Origin of the sequence: Ensifer sp. NM-2 (genome assembly GCF_003024455.1) — a bacterium.
Taxonomy (GTDB): domain Bacteria; phylum Pseudomonadota; class Alphaproteobacteria; order Rhizobiales; family Rhizobiaceae; genus Ensifer; species Ensifer canadensis.
In genome coordinates, this window is sequence record NZ_PVZR01000006.1 from 340435 (window position 1) to 366005 (window position 25571).

Annotated in this window: 28 protein-coding genes; 13 read left to right on the forward strand and 15 right to left on the reverse strand. The window is 62.9% G+C overall.

The features are described 5' to 3' along the window. Positions 1-12 precede the first annotated feature (12 nt). Positions 13-1185 (forward strand): 4-hydroxybenzoate 3-monooxygenase, encoded by a 1173-nt coding sequence (gene pobA / locus C6558_RS15290; RefSeq protein WP_107027512.1) that lies wholly within the window; start codon positions 13-15, stop codon positions 1183-1185. Here pobA and C6558_RS15295 read toward each other — a convergent pair. Both C6558_RS15295 and pcaQ read right to left on the reverse strand, forming a co-directional pair. Further along, entirely contained in the window at positions 1182-1703 is a 522-nt protein-coding gene (locus tag C6558_RS15295; RefSeq protein WP_107027513.1) for a GNAT family N-acetyltransferase, read from the reverse strand. The genes pobA and C6558_RS15295 overlap by 4 nt on opposite strands. 102 nt (positions 1704-1805) lie before the next feature. Then, the gene (pcaQ, locus tag C6558_RS15300; protein ID WP_107027556.1) at positions 1806-2732 is read right to left on the reverse strand and encodes a pca operon transcription factor PcaQ; all 927 of its coding nucleotides are present in this window, start codon (positions 2730-2732) and stop codon (positions 1806-1808) included. A 93-nt stretch (positions 2733-2825) separates the two neighbouring features. Between pcaQ and pcaD the strand changes: the two genes are divergently transcribed. The 5 genes from pcaD (at position 2826) to C6558_RS15325 (ending at position 6585) form a co-directional block, all read left to right on the forward strand. Then, complete coding sequence (gene pcaD / locus C6558_RS15305; RefSeq protein ID WP_107027514.1) at positions 2826-3638, forward strand: 3-oxoadipate enol-lactonase; 813 nt, start codon at positions 2826-2828, stop codon at positions 3636-3638. Beyond that, positions 3631-4035: a 4-carboxymuconolactone decarboxylase gene (gene pcaC, locus C6558_RS15310; protein ID WP_025429133.1), complete on the forward strand. Its 405-nt coding sequence runs from the start codon at positions 3631-3633 to the stop codon at positions 4033-4035. The genes pcaD and pcaC overlap by 8 nt, the downstream gene beginning before the upstream one ends. 13 nt (positions 4036-4048) lie before the next feature. Next, positions 4049-4798, forward strand: a complete 750-nt coding sequence (gene pcaH / locus C6558_RS15315) for a protocatechuate 3,4-dioxygenase subunit beta (protein WP_107027515.1) — start codon at positions 4049-4051, stop codon at positions 4796-4798. Beyond that, on the forward strand, positions 4798-5412 hold the full coding sequence (gene pcaG / locus C6558_RS15320; RefSeq protein ID WP_107027516.1) for a protocatechuate 3,4-dioxygenase subunit alpha: 615 nt from the start codon (positions 4798-4800) through the stop codon (positions 5410-5412). Before pcaH ends, pcaG begins: the two co-directional genes overlap by 1 nt. 117 nt (positions 5413-5529) lie before the next feature. Next, positions 5530-6585, forward strand: coding sequence for a 3-carboxy-cis,cis-muconate cycloisomerase (locus tag C6558_RS15325; RefSeq protein ID WP_107027517.1), 1056 nt, complete (start codon positions 5530-5532; stop codon positions 6583-6585). Positions 6586-6685: 100 nt separating this feature from the next. On the opposite strand, the gene C6558_RS15330 is transcribed toward C6558_RS15325, so the two are convergent. The 3 genes from C6558_RS15330 to C6558_RS15340 all read right to left on the reverse strand — a co-directional run bounded on the left by C6558_RS15330 (position 6686) and on the right by C6558_RS15340 (position 8315). Next, the gene (locus C6558_RS15330; RefSeq protein WP_210205721.1) at positions 6686-6970 is read right to left on the reverse strand and encodes a tetratricopeptide repeat protein; all 285 of its coding nucleotides are present in this window, start codon (positions 6968-6970) and stop codon (positions 6686-6688) included. Between the two features lie 84 nt (positions 6971-7054). Further along, a complete protein-coding gene (locus C6558_RS15335) occupies positions 7055-7645 on the reverse strand; it encodes a flavin reductase family protein (protein ID WP_057204730.1) in 591 nt (196 codons plus the stop codon). A 61-nt stretch (positions 7646-7706) separates the two neighbouring features. Beyond that, complete coding sequence (locus C6558_RS15340; protein ID WP_107027518.1) at positions 7707-8315, reverse strand: superoxide dismutase; 609 nt, start codon at positions 8313-8315, stop codon at positions 7707-7709. A gap of 105 nt (positions 8316-8420) precedes the next feature. On the opposite strand from C6558_RS15340, the gene C6558_RS15345 reads away from it, so the two are divergent. Beyond that, positions 8421-9119: a metalloregulator ArsR/SmtB family transcription factor gene (locus C6558_RS15345; RefSeq protein WP_025429126.1), complete on the forward strand. Its 699-nt coding sequence runs from the start codon at positions 8421-8423 to the stop codon at positions 9117-9119. Between the two features lie 148 nt (positions 9120-9267). On the opposite strand, the gene C6558_RS15350 is transcribed toward C6558_RS15345, so the two are convergent. Next, a complete protein-coding gene (locus tag C6558_RS15350) occupies positions 9268-10035 on the reverse strand; it encodes a 3-hydroxyacyl-CoA dehydrogenase (protein ID WP_057204724.1) in 768 nt (255 codons plus the stop codon). A 314-nt stretch (positions 10036-10349) separates the two neighbouring features. On the opposite strand from C6558_RS15350, the gene queC reads away from it, so the two are divergent. From queC to queE, 3 genes are read left to right on the forward strand one after another with little or no spacing between them, the layout of a single operon-like run. Beyond that, positions 10350-11060: a 7-cyano-7-deazaguanine synthase QueC gene (queC, locus tag C6558_RS15355; RefSeq protein WP_107027519.1), complete on the forward strand. Its 711-nt coding sequence runs from the start codon at positions 10350-10352 to the stop codon at positions 11058-11060. Beyond that, the gene (queD, locus tag C6558_RS15360; RefSeq protein WP_107027520.1) at positions 11060-11416 is read left to right on the forward strand and encodes a 6-carboxytetrahydropterin synthase QueD; all 357 of its coding nucleotides are present in this window, start codon (positions 11060-11062) and stop codon (positions 11414-11416) included. The genes queC and queD overlap by 1 nt, the downstream gene beginning before the upstream one ends. Beyond that, the gene (queE, locus tag C6558_RS15365) at positions 11413-12135 is read left to right on the forward strand and encodes a 7-carboxy-7-deazaguanine synthase QueE (protein ID WP_107027521.1); all 723 of its coding nucleotides are present in this window, start codon (positions 11413-11415) and stop codon (positions 12133-12135) included. The genes queD and queE overlap by 4 nt, the downstream gene beginning before the upstream one ends. An 84-nt stretch (positions 12136-12219) precedes the next feature. Here the strand turns inward: queE and pcaF are convergent, their stop codons facing one another. The 9 genes from pcaF to C6558_RS15415 form a co-directional block, all read right to left on the reverse strand. Then, complete coding sequence (gene pcaF / locus C6558_RS15370; RefSeq protein WP_107027522.1) at positions 12220-13422, reverse strand: 3-oxoadipyl-CoA thiolase; 1203 nt, start codon at positions 13420-13422, stop codon at positions 12220-12222. Next, positions 13419-15398 carry a 3-hydroxyacyl-CoA dehydrogenase NAD-binding domain-containing protein gene (locus C6558_RS15375; RefSeq protein WP_107027523.1) on the reverse strand — a complete coding sequence of 660 codons (1980 nt, stop codon included), beginning with the start codon at positions 15396-15398 and terminating at the stop codon, positions 13419-13421. The genes pcaF and C6558_RS15375 overlap by 4 nt, the downstream gene beginning before the upstream one ends. 11 nt (positions 15399-15409) lie before the next feature. Then, positions 15410-15805: a RidA family protein gene (locus C6558_RS15380; RefSeq protein ID WP_025429118.1), complete on the reverse strand. Its 396-nt coding sequence runs from the start codon at positions 15803-15805 to the stop codon at positions 15410-15412. A gap of 92 nt (positions 15806-15897) precedes the next feature. Then, positions 15898-17094: an acyl-CoA dehydrogenase family protein gene (locus C6558_RS15390; protein WP_107027524.1), complete on the reverse strand. Its 1197-nt coding sequence runs from the start codon at positions 17092-17094 to the stop codon at positions 15898-15900. Positions 17095-17096: 2 nt separating this feature from the next. Then, a complete protein-coding gene (locus C6558_RS15395) occupies positions 17097-17939 on the reverse strand; it encodes an enoyl-CoA hydratase family protein (protein ID WP_107027525.1) in 843 nt (280 codons plus the stop codon). Between the two features lie 2 nt (positions 17940-17941). After that, the gene (locus tag C6558_RS15400) at positions 17942-18718 is read right to left on the reverse strand and encodes an SDR family NAD(P)-dependent oxidoreductase (RefSeq protein WP_107027526.1); all 777 of its coding nucleotides are present in this window, start codon (positions 18716-18718) and stop codon (positions 17942-17944) included. Next, positions 18715-21036: a bifunctional salicylyl-CoA 5-hydroxylase/oxidoreductase gene (locus C6558_RS15405; protein WP_107027527.1), complete on the reverse strand. Its 2322-nt coding sequence runs from the start codon at positions 21034-21036 to the stop codon at positions 18715-18717. Before C6558_RS15405 ends, C6558_RS15400 begins: the two co-directional genes overlap by 4 nt. Before the next feature lie 220 nt (positions 21037-21256). Beyond that, complete coding sequence (locus C6558_RS15410) at positions 21257-21781, reverse strand: MarR family winged helix-turn-helix transcriptional regulator (RefSeq protein ID WP_225906420.1); 525 nt, start codon at positions 21779-21781, stop codon at positions 21257-21259. Positions 21782-21875: 94 nt separating this feature from the next. Beyond that, on the reverse strand, positions 21876-22649 hold the full coding sequence (locus tag C6558_RS15415; RefSeq protein ID WP_025429113.1) for a GntR family transcriptional regulator: 774 nt from the start codon (positions 22647-22649) through the stop codon (positions 21876-21878). A gap of 161 nt (positions 22650-22810) precedes the next feature. Here C6558_RS15415 and C6558_RS15420 point away from each other — a divergent pair, with 161 nt between their 5' ends. The 3 genes from C6558_RS15420 to C6558_RS15430 all read left to right on the forward strand — a co-directional run bounded on the left by C6558_RS15420 (position 22811) and on the right by C6558_RS15430 (position 25564). Then, a complete protein-coding gene (locus C6558_RS15420) occupies positions 22811-23791 on the forward strand; it encodes an ABC transporter substrate-binding protein (RefSeq protein WP_025429112.1) in 981 nt (326 codons plus the stop codon). Between the two features lie 64 nt (positions 23792-23855). Next, positions 23856-24635: an ABC transporter ATP-binding protein gene (locus tag C6558_RS15425; protein WP_025429111.1), complete on the forward strand. Its 780-nt coding sequence runs from the start codon at positions 23856-23858 to the stop codon at positions 24633-24635. 5 nt (positions 24636-24640) lie between these two features. Beyond that, positions 24641-25564: an ABC transporter permease gene (locus tag C6558_RS15430; protein WP_025429110.1), complete on the forward strand. Its 924-nt coding sequence runs from the start codon at positions 24641-24643 to the stop codon at positions 25562-25564. Positions 25565-25571: the final 7 nt, after the last annotated feature.

Genomic DNA, 25571 nt, shown 5'->3' on the forward strand with positions numbered 1-25571 from the left:
CGGGAGGAAAGCATGCGCACACAGGTCGTCATCATCGGGTCAGGTCCATCGGGCCTTCTCCTCGGGCAATTGCTGACCGGTGCCGGCATCGACAATGTCATCCTCGATCGCGTGAGCAAGGACTACATTCTTGGCCGGGTGCGGGCCGGCGTGCTGGAGGAGGGAACGGTCAACCTGATGGACCGTGCGAAGGCCGGCAAGCGCATGCATGCCGAAGGCCTGCCGCATGACGGCTTTTCGCTCGCCTTCGATGGCCGGGATCATCGCATCGACCTCTACGACCTGACCGGCGGCAAGCGCGTGATGGTCTATGGCCAGACGGAACTGACGCGCGACCTGATGGAAGAGCGCGCGCTCACCGGCGCACCGTCGATCTACGCTGCGGCAAATGTCGAACCGCATGATTTCGATGGCCACAATCCATACGTCACCTATGAACTGGACGGCATAAGTCATCGTATCGATTGCGATTTCATCGCCGGTTGCGACGGCTTTCACGGGATCAGCCGCAAGTCGGTTCCTGAAAAGGCGATCCGCACCTTCGAAAAAGTCTACCCCTTCGGCTGGCTCGGCATTCTTGCCGATGTCCCGCCGGTCAGCCATGAACTGATCTACGCCAACCATCCGCGTGGGTTTGCCCTTTGCTCGATGCGCTCGCAGACCCGCAGCCGCTACTACCTGCAGTGCGCGCTCGACGAGAAGATCGAGGCTTGGACGGATCAGCGCTTCTGGGACGAACTCAGGCGGCGATTGCCGGCGCACCATGCCGAAGCGTTGGTCACCGGCGCGTCGTTTGAAAAATCGATCGCGCCGCTCCGCTCCTTCGTCGCCGAGCCGATGCGTTTCGGGCGGCTGTTCCTGGTTGGCGACGCCGCGCATATTGTGCCGCCGACCGGTGCCAAAGGTTTGAACCTTGCGGCAAGCGACGTGCACTACCTCTTCGAAGGGCTGCTGGAACATTACCAGGACCGCTCGAATGCCGGGGTCGAGGCCTATTCGACGCATGCCCTAGCGAGAGTGTGGAAGGCGGTGCGCTTTTCCTGGTGGATGACCACGATGCTTCACCGTTTTCCGGATACCGGCGATTTCGACCAGAAGATCCAGGAGGCGGAGCTCGATTATCTCACCCATTCGCGCGCCGCCTCGACAGCGCTTGCCGAAAATTATGTCGGGCTGCCGTTCTAAGCCAGGTTGTTCGCCGCGAGATCGCTGCGCAGCATGCCGTAAATGGCGGTGTCCCACCTGATATCGCCAACCCTGGCCGACGACCGCCGAACGCCTTCCTCGATAAAACCGAGCTTCAGATAGGTGCGGATTGCGGCCGTGTTGAACGTATAGACGTTGAGTTCCAGCCGCTCGAAGCGGGCGTCTGCGAAGAAACGCGCGATGACCCGCTGGAGGAAGGGGTGGGCGAGACCTTGCCCGCGAAACCGCGGATTGATCGCTACGCGGCTGAGCCGACCGACGCCATTTTCCCAGTCGAGCGCGACCTGGGCGTGACCGGCGAGATTGCCGTCGACAATGCCGGCAAACATCCAGCGCGTCGGTGCATCCCCGGATGCAGAAGCCTGCATCTCCTCGAGTTGCGTCTCATCAAGCGGAAAGCGGAGCCCAGGCCCGCCCCATTGAATGAGCGCTTCGGCAGTCGGGAACCAGTCCAGCATGTCGGCAATGTGGTGTCCGGCGAAGATTTCGAGCTGCATTGGATCGATCGCATGGTGGTTTCGGTGAACGGATGAGGGCCGCAATCTCGGCTGACGAGGAGGTTTTGTAAAGGTGGCTCGGTGTCCGTTACCGGACGACCGTCAGGCTTTCGGCGCGATAGCCGCTGCCGCCTCGCGGATGGTCTGCATCAGGATGGAAAGCGGCAGCGACGGAATGGAGTCCGCGCGCATCGTCAGGCCAACCGGGCCCTTGGTCTCGCTGGTGTCGATCGGCAGGACCGCAAGTGTGCCATCCTCGATGTCGCTGGCAACGACACCCGCCGAAATGATCCAGATCGCGTCGCTGGCGCGCACGAAGGCGCGGCCGAAGGCGTCGGAGACCGTTTCGATCTGGTTCGGCAGGCCAGGTATGCCGTTGGCAATCAGGAAGTGTTCGACGAAGGGGCGGATGATGGAGGCACGCGTCGGCATCAGCACCGGGTAGTCGCCGAGATGGGCGAAGGCCGATTGCGCGCCGGAAAGTAAGGGATGACCGGCTCGAGCGGCAAAAACCACCTGTTCGGAATAGAGGTGCTCGAAGGAAAAGCCGGTCATCTTTTCCGGCGCCGCCAGCCGGCCGACGACGAGGTCGAGATCGCCGACCCGCAACTGTTCGAGAAGCACGGCATTCTCGCCGGTGACGATCTTGATCCGTGCGCCGGTATCCTCCTTCAGGAACAGCGACATTGCCCGCGGCATGATCCGCGTCGAGACCGTCGGCAATGCTCCGATGCGCACCGGCAAGCCATCACCGGAGCGCTCCTGCGAGACCGAATCGAGCCCCTGGCGCAGTGCCGTTAGCGCCGCACCGGCATGGCGAAGAAAGACCTCGCCATAGCGGGTGATCTTGATGCCGCGTCCCTCGCGCTCGAAAACGGCAACGCCCAGAACCTCCTCCAGCTCGCGGATCGTCTTGGTAACAGCCGGCTGGCTGACATGCAGGAGTTCGGCCGCCTTCATGACGCTCTTCTGCCGTGCGACCTCGACAAAAGTCTGCAGATGACGAAACTTGACCCGAGCGTTGACCATGGAATTCATAACTCGTGAGTTAATGGAATGCCGTGAAATATCATTTTACCTAACCAGATTAAACAGACAATTTGGTTGCAGAGGAGAAGCGCCGTGCAGTTTGCCCGCATCAACGACATCACAATCCACTATCAGGTCATCGGCGCCACGGCCGAGCGGCCGGTGCTGGTCTTTGCCAATTCGTTGGGCACCGACTTTCGCATCTGGCGTGACGTCATCGTCCGCCTTGCCGGCGACTTTGCGATCGTTCTCTACGACAAGCGCGGCCACGGTCTCTCCGATATCGGTCCGCTCCCTTACGCGATCGAAGACCACGCCAATGACCTTGCCGGCCTACTCGACATGCTCGCGGTCAAACAGGCAATCGTCTGCGGCCTCTCGGTCGGCGGATTGATCGCCCAGTCGCTCTATCAACGGCGGCCGGATCTCGTGCGGGCCCTCGTTCTCTGCGATACCGCGCACAAGATCGGCACGCCGGAACTGTGGGCGCAGCGCATCGCGGCCATCGAAGCCCATGGCATTGAGGCGATCGCCGACGGCATCCTTGAACGCTGGTTCACGCCTGAGTTCCGACGCCCTGAAAATGCAGCGTTGATAGGCTACCGCAACATGCTGATCCGCCAGTCGGTAACGGGCTATGCCGCCACCTGCGGTGCGATCCGCGATGCCGATTATACCGAAGCGGCTGGGCGCATCGCCGTGCCCGTCCTTTGCGTCGTCGGCGACCAGGACGGATCGACGCCGCCGGATGTGGTGCTTGGCACCGCTCGCCTTATTCCCGGCGCCCGCTACGAGGTCATCCGCGATGCCGGGCATATCCCTTGCGTTGAAAAGCCGGAGGCACTGACTGCGGTATTGCGCGCCTTTTTTGAGATTGTAACGCATGGAGACAACAGCCATGAGTGATGCCTTCGCGCCCTCCGACCGCTATCGCCAGGGCATGGCGACGCGGCGGGCCGTCCTTGGCGACAACCACGTGGACCGTGCGCAATCGGCCTCGACCGATTTCGACCGGCCGTTCCAGGAACTGATCACCGAGGCGGCCTGGGGACACGTCTGGTCGCGACCGACCTGGACGAAACGCGAGCGTTCGATCGTAACCATCGCGCTTCTGGCGGCACTTGGCCAGGACGAAGAGGTTGCCATGCACGTGCGTGCGACCGCCAATACCGGCGCCAGCCGTGACGATGTCTGCGAGGCGCTGTTGCATGTGGCGATCTATGCCGGCGTTCCGGCGGCCAACCACGCAATCAAGATCGTCAAACAGGTCTTTGCGGAAATGGACGCCGGCAAGGCGGCCTGACGGGAGCAACGAGATGTCCGATGGAGCCAACCGGAAGCCGGAGACCGGCGCCTTTTTTCCCCGCGACAGGAACTGGCATGCGCCGGCGCTGACGCCAGGCTACAAGACCTCGGTGCTGCGCTCGCCGCAGAAGGCGCTTTTGTCGCTCGACGGCACCATTTCCGAAATCACCGGCCCGGTCTTCGGTCATTCGATTCTGGGCGAACTCGACAACGATCTCATCCACAACTTCGCCAAGCCGGGCGAAAGCGCGATCGGCGAGCGCATCATCGTTCATGGGCGCGTACTTGACGAACGCGGCCGGCCTGTTCCCGGCACTCTTCTTGAATTCTGGCAGGCCAATGCCGGCGGGCGCTATCGTCACAAGAAAGAAAGCTATCTCGCAGCGCTCGATCCGAATTTTGGCGGCTGCGGTCGCACGATCACCGACGAAGACGGCTTTTACTCCTTCCGTACGATCAAGCCCGGACCCTATCCCTGGCCGAATGGTGTCAACGACTGGCGCCCTGCCCATATCCATTTCTCGGTTTTCGGCCACGGCTTTGCGCAGCGATTGATCACCCAGATGTATTTCGAGGGCGATCCGATGATCTGGAAGTGTCCGATCGTCAACACGATCGCCGATCGCCGTGCGATCGAGCAACTGATCGCGCCGCTCGATTGGGCAAACACCATTCCGATGGATGCGCGGGCATACAAGTTCGATATCGTCTTGCGCGGTCGCCGCTCGACACTGTTTGAAAACCGCATGGAGGGCAATTGATGGTCCAGGCGCTCGGCTATCTCAAGGAAACCGCGTCGCAGACCGCCGGTCCCTACGTGCATATCGGCCTCACGCCGAATTTCTGTGGCATTGGCGGCGTCTATGACGCCGACCTCGGCACGACAATGGTGAGCGAACACACGCTCGGCGAACGCATCACCGTCAGCGGCCGGGTGCTTGATGGTACGGGGACGCTGCTTCGGGATGCGCTGGTGGAAATCTGGCAGGCGGATGCGGCGGGGCTCCACAATTCGCCCTCGGAAATGCGCGGCGCCGCCGATCCGAGCTTCTCCGGCTGGGGGCGGTGTCCGACCGGTGCAGAAGACGGCGTCTTCCGTTTCGAAACGATCAAGCCGGGGCGCGTGCCGTTCAAGGACGGCCGGCCGATGGCGCCGCACATCACATTCTGGATCGTCGCGCGCGGTATCAATATCGGCCTGCACACACGGATGTATTTCCCCGATGAAGCCGAGGCGAACGCCGCCGATCCCTTGCTTTTGCGCGTCGAGCATCGCCATCGTGTCGCGACGCTTGTCGCGACCGGCAGCGCCCCTAGTTATGTCTTCGACATTCACCTGCAGGGTGAGAAGGAAACGGTCTTCCTCGACATCTGAAACCGGAATGTCACGCGCGAGGCCGATCCGTTGCATCTTGCTGCATGGACGGCGCAAGGCAGACCGTGGCATTCCGTTCAAGCGCGAGCGGGCATCGCGACATCAATCGGGGGGACCATGACCTATTCCGCTTTCGATCATCCCTATCTCTCCGGCCTTCTGGGCGACGAGGCGGTGGCTGCCGAGTTTTCGACCGCCGCCGACATTCATGCGATGCTCTCCTTCGAGGCGGCACTGGCGCGCGCGGAAGCGATCCACGGGGTCATCCCGGAAAGTGCTGCCGACCGCATCACCGAGGCCTGTCGCGGGTTTTCTCCCGATGTCGCAGCGCTCAGGCGGGCCATGGCTGTCGACGGCGTCGTCGTTCCTGAACTTGTTCGACAGTTGCGTGCGGCCGTCGGCGGTGAGGCTGCAGCGCATGTGCATTTTGGTGCGACCAGCCAGGATGTCATCGATACGAGCTTGATGCTGCGCATGAAGGCTGTTGCCGAACTCTTCGGCACTCGTCTTGGTGATGTCGTTTCGGTGCTTGAGGAATGCGACGATCGATGGGGCGAGCGGATGCTGATGGGCCGCACGCGCATGCAGGCGGCTATACCAATCACGGTATCCGATCGCTTGCGCACCTGGATCGAACCGTTGCTCGATCACAAGGATCGGCTGCAGGCGATGGATCGCGACCTCTTTGCGGTCCAGTTCGGCGGTGCGGCAGGCACGCTCGACAAGCTGAAAGACAGGGCCGGCGATGTTCGCGCCACGCTGGCCGAGGAACTGGCGCTTGCCGACTTTCCGCAGTGGCACAGCCAGCGTTCCGAAGTTGCCGACTTTGCCAACGCACTGTCGCTCGTCACCGGCAGCCTCGGCAAATTCGGGCAGGACGTCGCGCTGATGGCGCAGCAGGGCGATGAAATCGAACTTGCCGGTGGCGGTGGATCTTCGGCGATGCCGCACAAGCAGAACCCGGTTGCCGCCGAGGTTCTGGTGGCGCTTGCTCGGTTCAATGCGACGCAGCTTTCCGGCATCCATCATGCGCTGGTGCACGAGCAGGAGCGCTCCGGTGCTGCCTGGACGCTCGAATGGCTGATCATGCCGCAGATGGCGGGGGCAACCGCAGCGGCGTTGCGTCTAGCAGCCGAGCTTGCCGGCAATATCAGGCGGCTTGGCTCCGCCTGACGCTTAAGCGCATCGCAATCCCTAGAAGTCGCGACTGCGCTTCAGGTTCTTGTTTTGCGCATGTCGGTATCGCCACTTTTGCGCGACATGCTTTCAGCCGTTAGGGCGAGCCTTTGTTCGCGGCCGCACACTGCTTGTCCAGCCGCTTGAGGAAGACGTTGATCTCGCGCGCCACCTGCAGGTCGCCCTTTTTCTCGGCCACGGATCGCCCCTCAGTCCAGATGCGCCGCGCCTCTTCGATGCGGTTCAGTTTCAGCATCGCCGCGCCGATGAGCTTCCAGGCGGCCGAATAGCTGGGATCGAATTCAATTGCACGCCTGAGGTGGACAAGGGCGGTCTCGGCATCCGTCTCCTGCAGACAGATGCTGCCGAGGGTGAAGCGCAAGAGCGCGTCATCACGCCCGTCGTCCAGAAGTTTTTCAAGCACCTGTCGCATGGTCGCTCCCAAATGGGTGTCCGTTCGCGCCGTTCAGATTGTTGGGCACGAGGTGGCCGATGGCAATGGGCGTCCGCCGGACGTGGCGGCAAAGGGCGCAGGTCTCTCCAGTGCCTGGTATTGCCGCTCGCTCCAGAGCAGCGGGTCGGCGTAGGCGGCGGTTTCCGTGGCGATGATCGTTCCGACAAAGAGCCGGTGGTCGCCGACGAGGATGGAAGCGCTGAGCACGCAGTCGAGCCCGGCGGCGGCACCGAGAAGACGCGGACGGCCGGAGGGCCAATCCGCCCAGATGCCGACGAGATAGCGACTGGCTGCCGCGACCCGGCCGGCGAAGGCATCGGCAACCAGCTCCTGCCCCTGTGCGAGCATCGCCAGCGCAAACCCATCCTGCTTCGAGATGGTGTCCGCAAGCGCGCTACCCGCCTTGATCGAGACGACGATGGACGGAGGGCTCGCGGAAAGCGAGAAGACGGCGGTCGCTGTCCGGCCCAGGCACTCGGAGCCGCTGCCGGAACTGACGACGCAGACTGTGGACGCCAGCCGCGCCATCGTGTCGGCAAACTGAGGTCTGGTGACGGCACGTTCGGCGTGAGCGTCGATATCGACAGAGACGGTCTGGGTCATGGGCGCAATCCGGCTGAGGCATGGGCGTGGCGCCGCCGGCGCGGCGCCACGGTAGGCGTGATCAGGCGGACTTAAGCTCAGCCTCGGCAAACTCGTAGTTCGCCAGCCGGTCGAGGAAATTGCTGACATAGTCGGGGCGGCGATTGCGGTAATCGATGTAGTAGCTGTGTTCCCACACATCGAGACCGAGCAGGGCCTTGCCCTCATTTGTGGCGATCGGGTTTGAGCCGTTGGCGGTCTTCGTCACCTTGAGCTTGCCGCTGGCGTCGAGCACGAGCCAGGCCCAACCGGAACCGAACTGGCTGGTGGCCGCAGTCTTGAACGCGTCCTTGAAGGCGGCGACGCTGCCGAAGTCCTCCACGATCTTCTTCTCAAGACTGTCCGGAATGCGCCCGCCCTTGGGGGAGAGATTGTTCCAGAACAGAATGTGGTTCCAATGCTGTCCGGCATTGTTGAAGACCGGCGCCAGTTCGGCCCCACCGTTGGCATGGCGAATGATGTCTTCCAGCGAAAGGCCGGCGAGAGCCTGATCTTTTTCAACGAAGCCGTTGAGAGCGGTGACATAGGCCTGGTGGTGCTTGCCGTGGTGGAATTCCAGCGTCTCGGCGCTCATGCCGGCTTCGGCCAAAGCGCCGATGGAAAAGGGGAGGGAGGGGAGTTCGAAAGCCATGGTTGAAATCCTCTTCGGCCGGATGGAACGCAGCGAATGTCTTGTGCGAGATCCATCCGGCGTGTATTTAACAAGACAATTCTTTGTAAATCTCCGGGCAATAATATGTCAAGCGATCACTTGTTAAATCCGGATCAAAGCCAGGGACGTTCGCCGGCCGAACGCATCCTGCTGGCGCTGAAGCTGCATGGGCCGCAGACGGCGGCGGCACTCGGCAAGCGCCTGTCGATATCAGGTGAGGCGGCGCGCCAGCAACTCGTGCGCCTGGCCGAGGAGGGGCTGGTAAATTCCTGGTCGGAGGCGCGGGGCGTCGGCCGACCCTCGCAGTTCTGGGGGCTGACCGCCTCGGGCCATGCGGAATTTCCCGATACCCATGCGGAGTTGACTGTCCAGCTGCTGCGCACAATCCGTCAGACGCTCGGCGACGCGGCGGTCGATCGGGTCATCGCGGCGCGCGAGGAGGAGACGCGAACCGGCTATCGCGCAGCGCTCGACGGCGCCATTAGCCTGCGTGATCGGGTGGAGAAGCTCGTGCGCCTGCGAACCGCCGAAGGCTACATGGCCGGCTACGAGGAGACGGGCGACGGCACTTTTCTCTTCGTCGAGAACCATTGTCCGATCTGCGCCGCCGCTGCCAGTTGCCAGGGCTTTTGCCGTGCAGAGATCAATATCTTCCGCGACATTCTCGGTCGCGACGTCGCGGTCGAGCGCACCGAACATATTCTCGCCGGCGCACGCCGTTGCGCCTATGTCATTGCCCCGGCTCAATCGCGGGCGGTGCACGGTGAGCGTTCCGGCGCCTGATTTTCAGATGCTGTACGGAAATGCTTGTGGCGCCGCGCGACAAACACGGCGTCCAAGGGATGCCGTACCGCTCGAAACACGCTGCCGGTTCAGACAGTAGCGCATTTGGCCGGACGCAACGCGCATCCGGCCTGGCGGACGCGAGGTCTCAGCGTGAGCCCATGCGAAGCGCACCGTCGAGGCGGATGACTTCGCCGTTCAGCATCCGGTTTTCACAGATATGCTGGACAAGGGCCGCAAATTCCTCCGGCTTGCCGAGGCGCTGGGGGAAGGGAACGCTCTTGCCGAGCGAGTCCTGTACTTCCTGCGGCATACCGGCCATCATCGGTGTTTCGAAGATGCCCGGCGCGATCGCCACGACACGGATGCCGTGCCGTGCCAGTTCGCGGGCAATCGGCAGCGTCATGGCGACGACACCGCCCTTCGAGGCGGAATACGCAGCTTGGCCGACCTGCCCGTCGAAGGCAGCGACAGAGGCGGTGTTGATAATGACGCCACGCTCGCCGTCTTCGCCGGGTGTTTCCTTTTCCATCGCCGCCGCCGCGAGGCGGACCATGTTGAATGTGCCGATCAGATTGATGCCGACCGCACGCGCAAAGCTGTCGAGCCGATGAGGGCCGTCGCGCCCAAGTACCTTTTCGCCCGGCGCGATGCCGGCGCAATTCACCAGCCCATTGAGATGGCCGAAGGTATCGACGGCGGTGGCGACTGCAGTTGCGCCATCGGTCTCGCTGGTGACATCCGTCTTGACGAAAAGAGCATTGCTCCCAAGCGCCTCGGTCATCGCCCGCCCGGCGTCTTCGTTGATATCCGCAAGGACGACACGAGCGCCCTTGCCGTGCAGCAGGCGGGCAACGCCGGCGCCAAGACCCGATCCGCCACCGGTCACAATGAAGACTTTTCCGTCGATCAGCATTCCAGAACTCCTCCAATACCGAACTCCGCCACCCTTTGGCACTTGTCGCCAACGACGGGGGCCGGAGCTCACCGCCATCAGGCGGTGATGGCGAGACGTTAGCCTCTTTGAAACGCGGCGGAAATCGGCCGAAGTGATTTTTCATTTTGCGCAGAGGATAAAATTGCTCGTCTTTCGTTCCGACCGATTGGAATGGCGCCGCCGCCGCCGCAAGCAAGGCTCACCGCTAAGGGCTGGTCAAAACCGCAGCAATGGCTTAGAAGCGGCCCGCATCCGGTCGCAGCCCACCCGGTCAAAACAAGGGACCCATTATTATGAGAACTATCGTCATCTGCTCCGGCGGATTGGACTCCGTTTCGCTCGCGCACAGGATCGCGGCCGAGCACGAACTCGTCGGCATTCTTTCCTTCGATTACGGCCAGCGCCATCGCAAGGAACTCGACTTCGCCGCGGCCTGTGCCCACCGGCTTGGCGTTCCACACCAGATCATCGACATCACCGGCGTTGGCCGGCATTTGACCGGATCGGCGCTGACCGATGACGTCGACGTGCCCGATGGCCATTATGCCGAAGAGACGATGAAGGCTACGGTGGTGCCGAACCGCAACGCCATCATGCTGGCGATCGCCTTCGGCCTCGCCTCGGCGCAAAAGGCCGACGCCGTCGCCGTTGCCGTCCATGGCGGGGACCATTTCATCTACCCAGATTGCCGGCCGGGCTTCATCGATGCGTTCCAGAAAATGCAGGACGAGGCGTTGGAGGGCTATGGCACCGTTCAGCTCCTTGCACCCTATGTCAATGTCCCGAAGGCCGCCATCGTTACGGACGGCGCCAAGCACGGCACGCCTTTTGGCGAGACGTGGTCCTGCTATAAGGGCGGCGCACGCCATTGCGGTCGCTGCGGTACCTGCGTCGAGCGCCGCGAGGCCTTCCATCTCGCCGGCGTCGAGGACCCGACCGAGTATGCCGATCCGGATTTCTGGCGCGCTGCCACCAGCCGCTTCTCGGCAGAGGAGGTTCGCTGATGTACCGTATCACCAAGGAATTCCACTTCTCCGCCTCGCATCAGTTGAGCCATCTGCCCGCCGATCACCAGTGCGCGCGGCTGCATGGTCATAACTACATCGTTGAGGTTGAGCTTGCCGCCGCGGATCTCGACGACAACGGCTTCGTGCGGGATTATCACGACCTCGCCCCGCTCAAGCACTACATCGACGGCAGCTTCGACCATCGCCATCTCAATGACGTGCTTGGTCATGAACGGGTGACGTCGGAGTGCCTGGCGAGGCATTTCTACGACTGGTGCAAGGAGCGACTGCCGGAAACGTCGGCAGTTCGCGTCAGCGAGACGCCGAAGACCTGGGCGGAATATCGGCCATGACGGGCGCTGCGATCCGCGTCAGCGAGATCTTCGGGCCGACCATCCAGGGTGAAGGCGTGTTGATCGGCCAGCCGACGGTGTTCGTGCGCACAGGCGGCTGCGACTACCGCTGTTCCTGGTGCGATACGCTGCACGCCGTTGACAGCGAGCATCGCGAACAGTGGCAACCGATGTCGGTCGAGGAGATCTGGATGGAGGTGAGACGGCTATCGGGCGGCGTGCCGCTGACAGTCTCGCTTTCCGGTGGAAACCCCGCCATCCAGCCGCTCGGGCCCCTGATCGATCGCGGCCATGGCGAGGGCTATCGCTTTGCGCTTGAGACGCAAGGCAGCGTCGCCAGGGACTGGTTCGCCGACCTGGACGTCCTCGTCGTCAGCCCGAAGCCGCCGTCGAGCGGCATGGAAACTGATTTCGCAAAGCTCGACGAGTGTCTTGCGATGGCGGCCGGGATGACGGTGCTCAAGATCGTCGTTTTCGATGATCGCGACTACGCCTATGCCAAGGATATGGCCGGGAGATACCCGGCTCTGCCGGTCTATCTGCAGCCGGGAAACCACACCCCACCACCGCCGGACGACGAAAGCGCGACGGTGGACATCGATGGCGTCATGAACCGCATGCTCTGGCTGGTCGACAAAGTGACCGGCGACAAATGGTTCGATGCGCGGGTACTGCCGCAGTTGCACGTCTTGCTATGGGGCAATCGACGGGGCGTTTAAGACAGGGAAAGCGCTGTCCAAAGTGTGGGTTGGGAGGACGCGACGTCTTGGCGCAATGCCGCGATCCAGGAGCATCCGTCGGTGTCACGGTCGCATCAGTAACATCGAGATGCCTTGTCCAACGCCAATACACATGGTGGCGACAGCCCGCCTTGCTCCTCGAAGTTCAAGTTCCAGTGCTGCGGTCAGCGCAAGGCGCGCACCGGACATGCCGAGAGGATGTCCCAAGGCAATGGCGCCGCCGTTGGGATTTACGTGGGCGGCATCATCCGCAAGGCCTAGCTGCCGCATGCAGGCGAGAGCCTGGGCTGCGAAGGCTTCATTGAGCTCGAGGATATCGATATCGCCGATGCTAACACCGAGACGGTCCAGGAGCTTTCTGGTGGAAAAGACGGGGCCCATACCCATGACGCGTGGAGGAACCCCCGCCGTTGCCATCCCCTCGACGCGAGCAAGTGGCGTGAGGCCGTAGCGTTCGACCGCGCAGCCTGAGGCAAGCAGAAGTGCGGCCGCGCCGTCGTTGACACCGGATGCATTGCCGGCTGTCACGGTGCCATTGGTGCGGAACGGCGTCGGCAGGCTGGCGAGCTTCTCGAACGTTGTCTCGCGCGGATGCTCATCCTCTAAGACGTGCGTCGTCTCGCCCTTGCGCCCTTTGATCGGATAGGGGGCGATTTCGCGCGCGAAGCGGCCATTCTTTTGCGCAGCCGCAGCGCGGGCCTGGCTGCGGAGTGCAAAGCCGTCCTGGTCCGCGCGCGAGATATCAAACTCGGCTGCAACGTTTTCGGCGGTCTCCGGCATCGACTCGATGCCGTACCGTTCTTGCATGACCGGATTGACGAACCGCCAGCCGATCGTTGTGTCGTGTACTTCGGTGCTGCGTTGGAAGGCGTTTTGGGCCTTCGGCATGACGAAAGGCGCGCGCGACATGCTTTCGACGCCACCGGCAATCACGACTTCCGCCTCGCCGAGCCGGATCGCGCGTGCGGCGTAACCGACGGCATCCAGCCCCGAGCCGCAAAGCCGGTTGATCGTCGTGCCAGGAACCGCGTCCGGCAATCCGGCAAGCAAGGCGGCCATGCGGGCCACGTTGCGGTTGTCTTCGCCCGCCTGGTTGGCACAACCGAAGACGACCTCATCGATCGCTTCGGCCGGTACGGACGCGAGGCGCGCCAGCGCCTCGCGGATTACGTGCGCGGCGAGGTCGTCGGCACGGGCGACCGACAAAGCGCCGCCGTATCGGCCGATGGGCGTGCGGACGCCATCAATGATATAGGCCTCGCTCATGATTTCAGGTCCTTGCCTTGCTGCGCGGTAAACATCGGCCCGCCCTTGTGGGCCGGAAAGCCGTAACCGTTGATCATCACCAGATCGATGTCGCCGGGGCGCGCGGCGATGCCTTCGGCCAGCAGCGCCGTTCCTTCATCGACCATCGCCTTCAAAAGCCGGCCCATGATCTCTTCGGCAGTGATGGCTCGCGGCGTGATGTTCTTGGCGGCGCGCGCCGCCTTGATCATCGCCGTCACTTCCGGATCGACGGTGCGCTCGCCGTTGGGGTAGGCGTACCAGCCGCGGCCACTCTTGCGGCCAAGACGGCCCGCCTCGCAAAGCCTATCGGCGATCTCGACATAACGTGCGGCAGGATCCCGCGTCGCGGCCTGCCGCTTCCGGCGCGCCCAGGCGATCTCCAATCCGGCCATGTCATTGACGGCGAAGATGCCCATCGGAAAACCGTAAGCTTCCAAGGCGGCGTCGATCTCGTCGGGCACGGCGCCATCCTCGAGCATGAACTCTGCCTCGCGACGATAGGCGGAAAAGATACGGTTGCCGATGAAGCCCTCGGTAACGCCGCAGACGACGGGTAACTTGCCCAGGCGTTTGACGAAGGCGAGTGCACTCGCCAGCACATCGGGCGCGGTCTTGGCGCAATCGACGACTTCGACAAGCCGCATGACATTGGCGGGCGAGAAGAAGTGCAATCCGACCACCCGCGACGGATCGGTCGTCGCCGCGGCGATTGCGTCGGGATCGAGGTAGCTGGTGTTGGTCGCCAAAATGGTGCCTGGCGCAAGGATGCCGTCGAGCCGGCGAAACAAGTCCATCTTGACCTGGAGGTCGTCGAACACCGCTTCGATGACGAGATCAGCGGTGACGAGGTCTGCCGCTTCAGCGGTGGTCTGTAATCGGGCGATGCAGTCGTCGCGTCCATCCGCGTCCATCCGTCCGGAGCGGACGGTTTTGTCGAGTGTCTCGGCAATGCGGGTGCGCGCGTCGGCTGCTGCTTCCTTTGTCTGCTCCAAAGCGATGACGCGACAGCCGCTGGTCAGGGCCGAGACCGCAATGCCTGCCCCCATCAGCCCCGCGCCGACCACCGCAATTGTCTCGATTCTGCGTGGCGAGACTGTCTCTAAGCCTTCGACCTTGCCGGCGGCGCGTTCGGCAAAGAATACGTGCCGCAGGGCAGCGGACTCGACGGAGTCGCGTAAACGCAGGAATGTGCCGCGTTCTTCCGCCAATCCCTGTTTCAGATCGACTTGACCGGCCGCCTTGACGAGACGTACCGCCTCGACCGGAGCGGATTGGCCGCGGGCTCGCGCCAGGACCTTCGCCTCCGCCGCGCTGACGGCTGCTGCGTCCACCGTCGGGACCGCCATCAAGCCGGTGCGACGGAGCGGCTTTGCACCCAGTTCGCGCAGGAGCGTAAGGGCGGCGGCTACAGGGTCCGCGGCGGTGCCATCGGCAAGGCCGAGTGCGACAGCTTCGCTCACGTTGACGGTGCGCCCCGTTCCGATGAGATCGATGGCCGCGATCGTGCCGATCAGCCGTGGCAGGCGTTGTGTCCCGCCAGCACCCGGAACGATGCCGAGCTTCACTTCGGGCAGTCCGAACGCGGCCTTTTCGCCGGCTATGCGGCCGTGGCAGGCGAGCGCCACCTCGCAGCCTCCGCCAAGGGCGGAGCCATTCACCGAGCAGACGACCGGCTTTTCGAAAGTCTCGATGCGATCGATCACCTCGGGAAGCATCGGCTCCATGGGAGGTTTGCCAAACTCCTTGATATCAGCACCGCCGATAAACGTGCTGCCCGCACCGGTGATCACGAGACCGGTAATCGTCGGAAGGTCAGTAGCATGATCCAAAGCAGCCATCAGGCCGGACCTGACATGCGCCGACAGCGCGTTGACGGGCGGGTTGTCGATGGTGACGACGAGAGCACCGTCTTCCCGACGGGCGGAAACGCTCTGCGAAAATCTGATCTCTGGCATGTCGGCAATCCTCAATCGGGGATGACGGCTGTGGCCTGGATTTCGATCTTGGCCCGGTCTTCGACCAGCGCGACCACCTGCATTGCCGCCATTGCAGGGAAGTTCCTGCCGATGATGTCGCGGTAGGCTTGGCCGATACCGCGGAGGTTACCGATATATTCCTGCTTGTCGGTGAAGTACCAGGTCATCGTCGTGATGTGGTGCGGCTCCGCCCCCCCGGCGGCGAGCACCGCGACCACATTTTTCAGAGTCTGGCGGACCTGCTCGACGAAATCATCGGTTTCGAACTCGGAGCGCTCGTTCCAGCCGATCTGACCGCCGACGAAGAGAGTGCGGCCCTTCGCAGCGACGCCGTTGGCATAGCCGATGGGCTTTGCCCAACCTTCAGGTTGCAGGATGGTGTGCATTGGTTGTCTCCAGATGTTGCGTCAGTGCGGCTCGGATATCGTCCGGCCATGCCAGGGAAGCGTGGTTGGCGAGCGAGGTGGTGACGCCACCGTTATCGTGCCGTGCCCTTCATCAGCTCGCGGCCGATGATGAGCTTTTGAACTTCGGTCGCGCCTTCGTAGATGCGCAGTGCACGGATCTCACGATAGAGCCGCTCTGTGATCTCGCCGACGCGTACCCCCCGACCGCCGAAGAGCTGCAGCGCCTGGTCGATGACCCACTGCGCATTCTCCGTCGCCGTCATCTTGGCCATTGCCGCCTCGCGAGTCGTCGGCCGCTTTTGCACGTCGCGTTGCCACGCCGTGCGGCAAGTCAGAAGGGCTGCGGAGTCGATCGCCGTTGCCATGTCACCGAGTGTGCTTTGCGCGGTCGGCAGGTCGGCAAGCGTTGCGCCAAACATCTTGCGGTTCTTCGCATGTGCCACCGCCTCGTCGAGCGCGCGACGGGCAAAGCCGATCGCGGCGGCAGCGACGGATGGGCGGAAGATGTCGAGCGTGCGCATGGCGATCTTGAAGCCTTCGCCCGGGCTGCCGAGAAGCTGTGACGACGGAATACGGCAATTGTCGAAACGAAGCCGGGCGAGCGGATGCGGCGCAATCGTCTCGATGCGCTCGGCGATCGTGAAGCCCGGCGTGTCGGCAAAGACCACGAAGGCGGATATGCCACGCGTGCCGGGCGCCTCGCCGGTGCGGGCAAAGACAGTGTAGACGTCGGCAATGCCTCCGTTCGAGATCCAGGTCTTCTCGCCGTCGAGCACGAAATGGTCGCCGTCGCGGCGCGCCGCACAGGCCATCGCCGCAACATCCGAGCCCGCATCGGGTTCGGAAAGCGCAAAGGCGGAGATGCACTCGCCGCGGGCGACCTTGGGTAGGATGGCCTGCTTCAGCGCCTCGGAGCCGGAAAGGCTGATCGCGCCAGTCCCCAGCCCCTGCATGGCGAAGGCGAAGTCGGCAAGCCCGTCGGTATAGGCGAGCGTTTCGCGGATGAGGCAAAGCGATCGGCTGTCGATGTCTTCGCTCGTACCGCCGAACGCCTTCGGCACGCAATGGCGAAGTACGCCTGCAGCGCCGAGCGCTGCGACCAGATGTTTGCAGGCGGCATCCACATCCCGGTGATCGACTTCGCCAAGACCGCCGACGGCAACGAAGCCGTCCAATTCGGCGGCAAGCGCGCGATGCCTATCCTCGTAGAATGGCCAGTCGAGATGGTCGCGGGTTGGTGGGCGCAAAGCCGTCTCATGGGAACTCATGCTCAATTCCCTTTGAATTCCGGCTTCGCCTTGGCGGCAAAGGCCTCGAAGGCGCGGCGGAAGTCGCCGGTCGCCATACAGATCGCTTGGGCCTGCGCTTCCGCTTCGATCAGCTGATCGATGCCCATCGCCCATTCCTGGTCGAGCATCTTCTTCGTCATAGCATGGGCGAACCACGGGCCGTCGGCGATGCTGCGTGCGAATTTCTGCGCCTCGGCAAGCAGCGACGGACGCTCGTGGAGGGCGTTGTAGAAGCCCCAGGCGTGGCCCTCGGTCGCGGTCATGACCCGGCCGGTGAAGAGCAGTTCGGCGGCACGGCCCTGGCCGATAATGCGGGGAAGGATGCCGCAGGCGCCCATGTCGGCGCCGGCCAGCCCGACGCGGGTGAAGAGAAACGCCGTCTTCGCCTCCGGCGTTGCCACGCGGAAGTCGGAAGCCATCGCCAGGATCGCGCCGGCACCGGCGCAGATGCCGTCGACGGCTGATATGACGGGCTGCGGGCAGGCGCGGATCTGGCGCACCAGTTCGCCGGTCATGCGGGTGAAATCAAGCAGATCCGGCATCGACATGCGCGTCAGCGGCTCGATGATCTCGAAGACGTCGCCGCCGGAGGAGAAGTTGTCGCTGGCGCCGGTCAGCACCACGGCGCGCACATCGCTGGCGCGACCAAGCGCCCGGAAGAGATCGCAAAGCTCCTCGTAACTTTCGAAGGTCAGTGGGTTCTTCTTTTCCGGACGGTCGAGCGTGATCGTGGCGACCCGGCCGTCGGCGTCCGTTTCGAACAGGAAGTGCTTGGCCTTATGGTCTTTGAAGGCGCGCTTCTTGGCCTGCATCGGGTTTGTCATGTCTATCCTCCGAGAACTTCGCCGCCCGCCACTGGGATGGCCTGGCCGGTGATCGCGGTTGCCTTCTCCGACACGAGCCAGGAGACCGTGTGTGCGACCTCGTCGGGCGTCACCAGGCGCCCTTGCGGATTGGAACGGGCAAGGCTGGCGCGCGCTTCCTCGCGCGAACGGCCAGTCTTCTCGCTGATCGTGTCGAGCGCACCGTCGATGAGTGGCGTGTCGGTGAACCCCGGGCAGACGGCATTGACGGTCACGTCGGTGCGGGCAAGTTCGAGCGCCAGCGCCCGCGTCAGGCCGATGACGCCGTGTTTCGAGGCGCAATAGGCTGAAACATAGGCGTAACCGGTGAGGCCCGCGGTGCTTGCGACATTGACGATCCGGCCGTTGCCGGCCCGGTGCACGGAGGCAAGGGCTGCCTGCGTCACAAGAAACACCCCGGTCAGGTTGACCGTGAGCACTCGTTGCCAGAGTGAAAGATCGGTTTTCTCGAACGGCGCCGAAGGAGCCTCGCCGGCGCAGTTGACGAGAACCGCAATCTCTCCGCTCTTCGCAATCGCAGCCGAAATGCCTTGCTCGACCGCTGTCGGGTCAGTCACATCGAACTCATGGTGGACGTGGGCTTCGCCGCCTGATGAGTGGATTTCCTCTTTCACGGCTTCGAGCGGCGCGGCGCGGCGCCCCACAAGGCTGACGATATGGCCATCGGCTGCGAGTGCAAGCGCGATCGCCTTGCCGATGCCGCTTCCGGCGCCCGTGACGAGGGCGTGTCTGCGGTTCATGGCTTGCCTACCGTCGTTGCGGCGCGCGCCAGATTGTTCACATATTGCGCGCGGGCGGAGTGGTATTGCTTTGGCCAGGGCTGCCCGTCATAGCCGATCTTCGCCGCCTCGTGCATGACGAAGGACGGGTCGGCCAGATGCGGACGCGCAATTGCGCAGAGGTCGGCACGGCCGGCCGCAATGATGGAATTGGCGTGGTCGGCTTCGGAAATCGCTCCGACGGCGATGGTCGGAACCTGGATCTCGTTGCGGATCTTGTCGGAAAATGGTGTCTGGAACAGCCGGCCGTAAACCGGTTTTTCTTCCTTCACCACCTGACCGGAGGAGCAGTCGATCATATCGGCGCCGGCTTCCTTGAACAGGCGGGCGAAAATCGCCGCATCGTCAGGAGTGTTGCCGCCTTCGTGCCAGTCGTGCGTCGAAAGGCGCACCGACATCGGTCGGTCCTCGGGCCACGCCTTGCGGATCGCGTGGAACACTTCGAGCGGAAAGCGGGCGCGGGACGCATGGTCGCCGCCATAGTCGTCCGTGCGGAGGTTGGTGAGCGGCGACAGGAAGCTCGACAGCAGGTAGCCGTGCGCCACGTGCAGTTCGAGGATGTCGAAACCGAGGTCACGGGCGCGTCCGGTCGCCTGCACGAAGTCGGCGACGACGAGGTCCATGTCGGCTCGGGTCATTTCGCGCGGCGTATCCGAATGCGCGAGGTAAGGCAGGGCCGACGCGGAAATGAGCGGCCAGGCGCCCTCGTTCAAGGGCTGGTCGATCCCCTCCCAGGCCAATTTGGTCGCACCTTTTCTTCCGGCATGCCCAAGCTGGATGCCGATCTTGGCAGGCGTCTGCTGGTGCACGAAATCGACGATGCGCTTGAAGGCCAACGTCTGTTCGGCGTTCCAGAGTCCCAAGCATCCGGGCGTGATGCGGGCGTCAGGCGACACGCACGTCATTTCAGGAAAAACGAGGGCTGCGCCGCCCATGGCGCGCGCACCGAGATGCACCAGGTGAAAGTCGTTGGGCACGCCGTCGGTCGCCGAATACATCGCCATTGGCGAAACGACGATGCGATTCCTGAGCGTCAGGCCGCGAAGCTTGAAAGGCGTGAACATCGGCGGCGGAACCGTGCCATTCGACGCCGGCTCGGCGCCGGCACGTTCGGCGAACCAGCGTTCGAAACCTTCGAGCCAGTCCTTGTCGCGAAGGCGAAGATTCTCGTGGCTGATACGCTGTGAGCGGGTCAGCATCGAATACATGAATTGCTCCGGCTCCAGCGTATCGGCATAGCGCGTGCCGGCGACTTCGAACCACTCCATCGCATTGCGCGCCGCATTTTGGATGCGGGCGACGTCAACCCGGCGCACCTCCTCGTAAGCCGCGAGCACGTCCGGGATGGTGGCTTCGTTGTGGCCGAGGATATCGAATTGTCGGGTAAGTTCGATGGCGTCGTCGATCGCAAGCTTGGTGCCCGAGCCGATGGCGAAATGCGCCGTGTGGGCGCTGTCCCCCATCAGGACGACGTGGCTATTGCCGTTGAAGTGGCTCCACTTCTCGCAAATCAGCCGGCCGAAGTTCAGCCAGGCAGAGCCGCGCAAGTGCCGCGCATTGGTCATCAGCCTATGGCCGTCGAGCGTCTCGGCAAAGAGTTTTTCGCAGAACTCAATCGACTGCTGCTGGTCCATATGGTCGAGACCATGGGCCTGAAAGACGTCATCCGTGGTTTCGACGATGAAGGTCGAGGTGTTCTCATCGAAGCGGTAGATATGCGCCTGGAACCAGCCGTGTTCGGTGCGTTGGAAGTCGAAGGTGAAGGCGTCGAAGCGCTTGTCCGTGCCGAGCCAGACATAACGGTTTGGCCGAACGACCATGTCGGGTTGGAATACGTCGGCGTATCTATTCCGGATCCTCGAGTTGACGCCGTCGGAGGCGATGATGAGGTCCGCATCGGCGAATTCCTCGTCGCTTTCGACGTCGTGCTCGAACGCGAGTTCGACACCGAGTTCGAGGCAGCGATCCTGGAGGATATTGAGCATCTTCTTGCGGCCGATGCCGACGAAGCCGTGGCCCGTCGTCCTGATCTTACGGCCCTTGAAAACCAGTTCGATGTCGTCCCAGTGGTTGAAAGCGACCTCGATCGCCTCGGCAGTCTCCGGATCCCATTGGCGCATCGACTGCATCGTCGCATCCGAGAAGACCACCCCCCACCCGAAGGTGTCGAAGGCGCGGTTCCGCTCGACGACCGTTATGCGGTGTTCCGGGTGCTGGCGCTTCATCAGCAGCGCAAAATAGAGGCCGGCTGGCCCGCCACCGATACAGACGATCCGCATGTCGTTCTCCTCCCGAGCTCCGGCTGCGTGTGTCACCGTCCAGATGGCGTCGACCGTCATCCCGGACTGCGAGGAGCAGGGTGGACTCGTTCCAGAGAAATTTCAAGCTTAAAATTGTTTCGACAAATGTGACGACGCTACATGCGTCCGGAGTGCGGTGCGCGAGTGGCGAACCGTTTCGGAGCATCTCGGGAGACGGCGGAAAGAAAGGCGCAGTGCCTTAAGTGTTCCGGGCCAACGCAGCAACGATGGATCGCTTGAGCTTGGCAAGCTCGTCCATCAACACACCGCCCTCCTTCGCTGAAAGTCCAGCGAACAGGTCGGAGATCCAGTCGGAATGCCTTGCCGCCATCTTCTCGAATTCGGCGCGGCCGAAGGGCGTCAGCGCGATGATCTGTACACGTCGATCCGTCGGCAGTGTCGTACGGCTGATGTGACCGCTCTCGGTCAGCCGTTCCACAAGAACCGTTATGTTGCCGGGTGAGACCATCATGCGCTTAGAGACTTCCCCCAGCACCATGCCATCAGGCGCTCGCTCGAGCTGGGCCATCAGGTCGAAACGTGGCAGGGTGGAGTCGAATTCTTCCCGGAGCCGCCGGCGGACTTCGCTCTCGACCAGTGTCGAGCACGTCAGCAGACGCAGCCAGAGCCTGAGCTCGACACGGTGATCGCCGGGAGCCTCGAGGGCCTTGGTCTCGCCATCCACCCATTCCGGCGAGATGTCGAACTTGTCTTCACCCATCATACCAAACGTCCACTTTCGCAAAGCTGCAGGCGTATACTGCCGCCTTGCCCTTATTAGAGATGTTTCCGGCTCTTGGACAGGCTGCGTTGGGCCGTCATTTGGACGCAACCCCCGGCAACGACGGGTGCCCGGAAGATTGAGAACGGCCACCGTCCTCGGATTGGACATAGACATTGACGGTAAAGCCGATGTGGTCGGCCATCAGCGTCCTGGCGCGCTCGAAATCTCGATCAAGTGCCGCCTCCATCAGCTCAGTGTGATGCTCGATCGCCATCGCGTCTTGCAAGGCGGCGACCGCTTCCTCGTATCCCTTGCTCATCCCTGCGGCAGCCCTCAATGTCGGGGCCAGGCTGAGGAAACGGTGGTGGCGACGAAGCTGATCGGAAATCGTTGACTGGAAGCGGGTCAACCAGTTCGATCGTGCCGCACCGATCAGTGCTGCGTGGAAGGCGGCGTGCTTTTCGTCCCACTCGTCGATCTCGCTTTCGGAGAAATGCTCGACCGAGACTTTGCAGCGGGACAGCCGGTAATGCGCGGTGACGACGGCCGATTCCCATGCGCTGTCGCCGTTCTCGATCGACTCGAGAAGCAACGGCATTTCGACGGCCAGGCGCGCGCGTGTGAGATCGTCCAGTTCCTCGCGTGAAACCGGAGCAACGGCAAAGCCGCGGTTGCTGATCGCCGTGACCAGGCCTTCCGCCTCCAGACGCGACAGTGCTTCGCGCAGAGGTGTCCAGCCGATTCCGTAGCTTTCGCGCAGCACACTCAGCTTCATCGGCGCGCCAGGCTTGAGACGCGTCGCCAGGATATCGCGTCGCAGCAGCCGGTAGGCCAATTCGGTTTTGGTCGACTGTTCGTGGTCTTGCATCAAGTTCCCTTAACGCCCGCATCGGATCGATACAAATATATATAGTTCTGCGACTCTGATGAAAATATATATATTTATTTGACAAGAAGTCTGACCGTCTCCATCATCCACCCACGCCGCCGAGGAGGGCGGTAACGCTCGTCAAATTCTGGGAGGGATGTATGAGCAAGAGGACTTGGCTTTCGGGATTGGTTGTCGCCGGCGCGCTGGCGTGGGGAGCGGGAACGGCCGCTGCTGATCCGATCCGTATTGGCATCGCCAATTTCGGCGAACATCCGCAATTGAGTGCGTCGATCGCCGGCTTCAAGAAGGCACTGGCTGAAAACGGCTTCGTCGAGGGCACCGATGTCGTTTACACTGAAAGCCACACCAACTTCGACGCCTCGCTTGTTCCGCAGATGATTGCCAAACTGCAGGCCGAGCAGCCGAAACTGATCTACACGATCACAACGCCGGTCTCGCAGATCGCCAAAAAGGCGCTCGCCGGATCCGGTATTCCGGTTGTCTTTTCCGCCGTCACCGATCCGGTGGCCGCGAAGCTGGTTCCGTCCTGGGGGGCGGGTGACGACGGCATGACTGGCGCGACGGACCTTCAGGACGTGGCTGCCGTGATGGCCTTTACCCGCAAGCTCCTTCCGGAGGCCAAGCGCTTCGGCGTGCCGTACAACCCTGGCGAGGCGAACGACACGGCTCTGCTCGACAAGATCAAGGCGGCTGCACCGGCCGCCGGCTTTGAGGTCGTGGCCGTTGGCGTCGACAACGTCAACGACATCCAGCAGCGCATTGCCTCCTTCGCCGGCAAGGCCGACGTGATCTATACGCCCGCATCCAACCTGCTCCAGCCGGCAATCGGCGCCGTCTCGGCGGCTGCACGCCAGGCGCAGATCCCGATCGTCAACTCCGACGATGGTGCTGTGCGCGACGGCGTCGTGCCGGCAAGCTTTGCCGTCAACTACGAGCAGGTCGGCATGAATGCCGGCAAGATTGCCGCGGAGATCCTTGGGGGCAAGGACCCGAAGACGATCGCGCCGTCGCGTCCGAGCTATGAGGACCATGCACCGCTGATCTCGAAGAAAGCGGCGGCGGCCTTCGGCATCGCAATACCGGCATCGCTCGCCGATTGCGGCTGCCTGGTCGACTGATTTTGGGCGAATTAAGTGACGGCGTCGGGAGCGCCGTCACTTCATGGGTTATGAGGGGGAGCCAATGCTGGAAATCAGATCGGCCCGCAAGGTCTTCTACAAGGGGCAGGCAGACGAAAAGGTCGCACTCGACGGCCTCAGCCTCAGCCTTGCAACAGGCGAGTTCGGCGTCGTCATCGGCTCGAACGGCGCCGGCAAGAGCAGCATGCTCAACGCCATCTCCGGGGCGCTCGCGCTCGATAGCGGCCAGATCGTCATCAATGGGGACGACGTGACGGCGACGCCCGTGCACAAACGCGCCATGCGGCTTGCGCGCGTGTTCCAGGACCCGATGCGCGGTACCGCCGCCAGCATGACGGTGGCCGAAAACATGCTGCTCGCCGAGCTTCGAAGCAACAAGCGCACCCTGCGCCGCGGGCTGAACGCGGCAAGGCTCACCGCCTACAAGGAGCGCCTGTCGCTTCTGGGCCTCGGCCTCGAAAAGCGTCTCGACACGCGCGTGGAGCTACTGTCGGGTGGCCAACGGCAATCCTTGTCGTTGATCATGGCGGTCGGCGGTTCGCCGGAGCTGCTGCTGCTCGACGAACACACCGCGGCGCTCGACCCGCGCACTGCCGACATCGTCATGCAAGCAACGATCCGCGCCGTCGAAGCCTTGAAGCTGACGACGCTGATGGTGACGCACAACATGCAGCATGCCGTGGATTTCGGCCACAAGGTCGTCATGCTCGATGCCGGGCGCGTCCGCCTCGAAATCGATGGCAAGGACAAGGCCCAGACGACGGTGCCGGACCTGATCGGCCATTTCTCCGTCAAAACCGACCGCATGTTCCTGGCGAGCTGACGATCATGGATATTATTCAAAACACAATCGCGAGTTTCGTCTCGCTCGTTCCCGTCACGCTGGCCCAGAGCCTGATCCTTGCCTTCGTCGTGCTGGGGATCATGATCCCGTTTCGCATGCTGAGCTTCCCGGATCTGACCAGCGAGGGCGCGTTCCCGCTTGGCGGTTGCGTCTGCGGTGTACTGATGGCGGCCGGCATGTCGCCGCTCGCCGCGATCGCCATCGCACTCCTCGCCGGTTTTGTCGCCGGCTGCTGCACGGCGTTCATCCATCTGAGATTCCGCATTCACACGTTGCTTGCCGGCATCCTAATGATGACGATGCTCTATTCGATCAATCTGCGCATCATGGGCCGGTCGAACCTATCGGTTTTCGGGGCGCCGACGATGTTCGACTGGGTGCCAGGGCTGCAGCCGGGTTTCCCGGCAAGCAAGATCGTTGTCGCCGGCCTCATCGCACTCATCGTCTTCTTCCTGCTCTATCATTTCTTCAGGACCGAGAAGGGAACGGCGATCCGGGCCGTCGGTGCCAATCCCGACATGGCGGAAGCGCAGGGCATCAACGTCTGGCTGGCGACGATCGGCGGCGTCGGGCTTGCCGGCGCGTTTTCGGCGGCAGGCGGAGCGCTGATGGTGCAGTCGCAGGGCTTTGCCGACGTCAACATGGGCCTCGGCATCCTTATCAATGGGCTCGCGGCGCTGATGATCGGCGAGGCGATCGTCGGAAAGCAAAGCGTGTTGCGCCAACTCGCCGCCCCGTTTGTCGGCGCGGTCGTCTACTATCAGCTCGTCTCCTTCTGCCTGGCCGCCGGCATGCCGCCACCGGATCTGAAACTTGCGACTGGCCTCTTCGTTCTCGCCATGCTGGCTCTTCCGAGCCTCAAGCGAAGCCGCGGGCCGGCACCAGCCCGCGAAACCGTTCGTGAATAACCAAGGA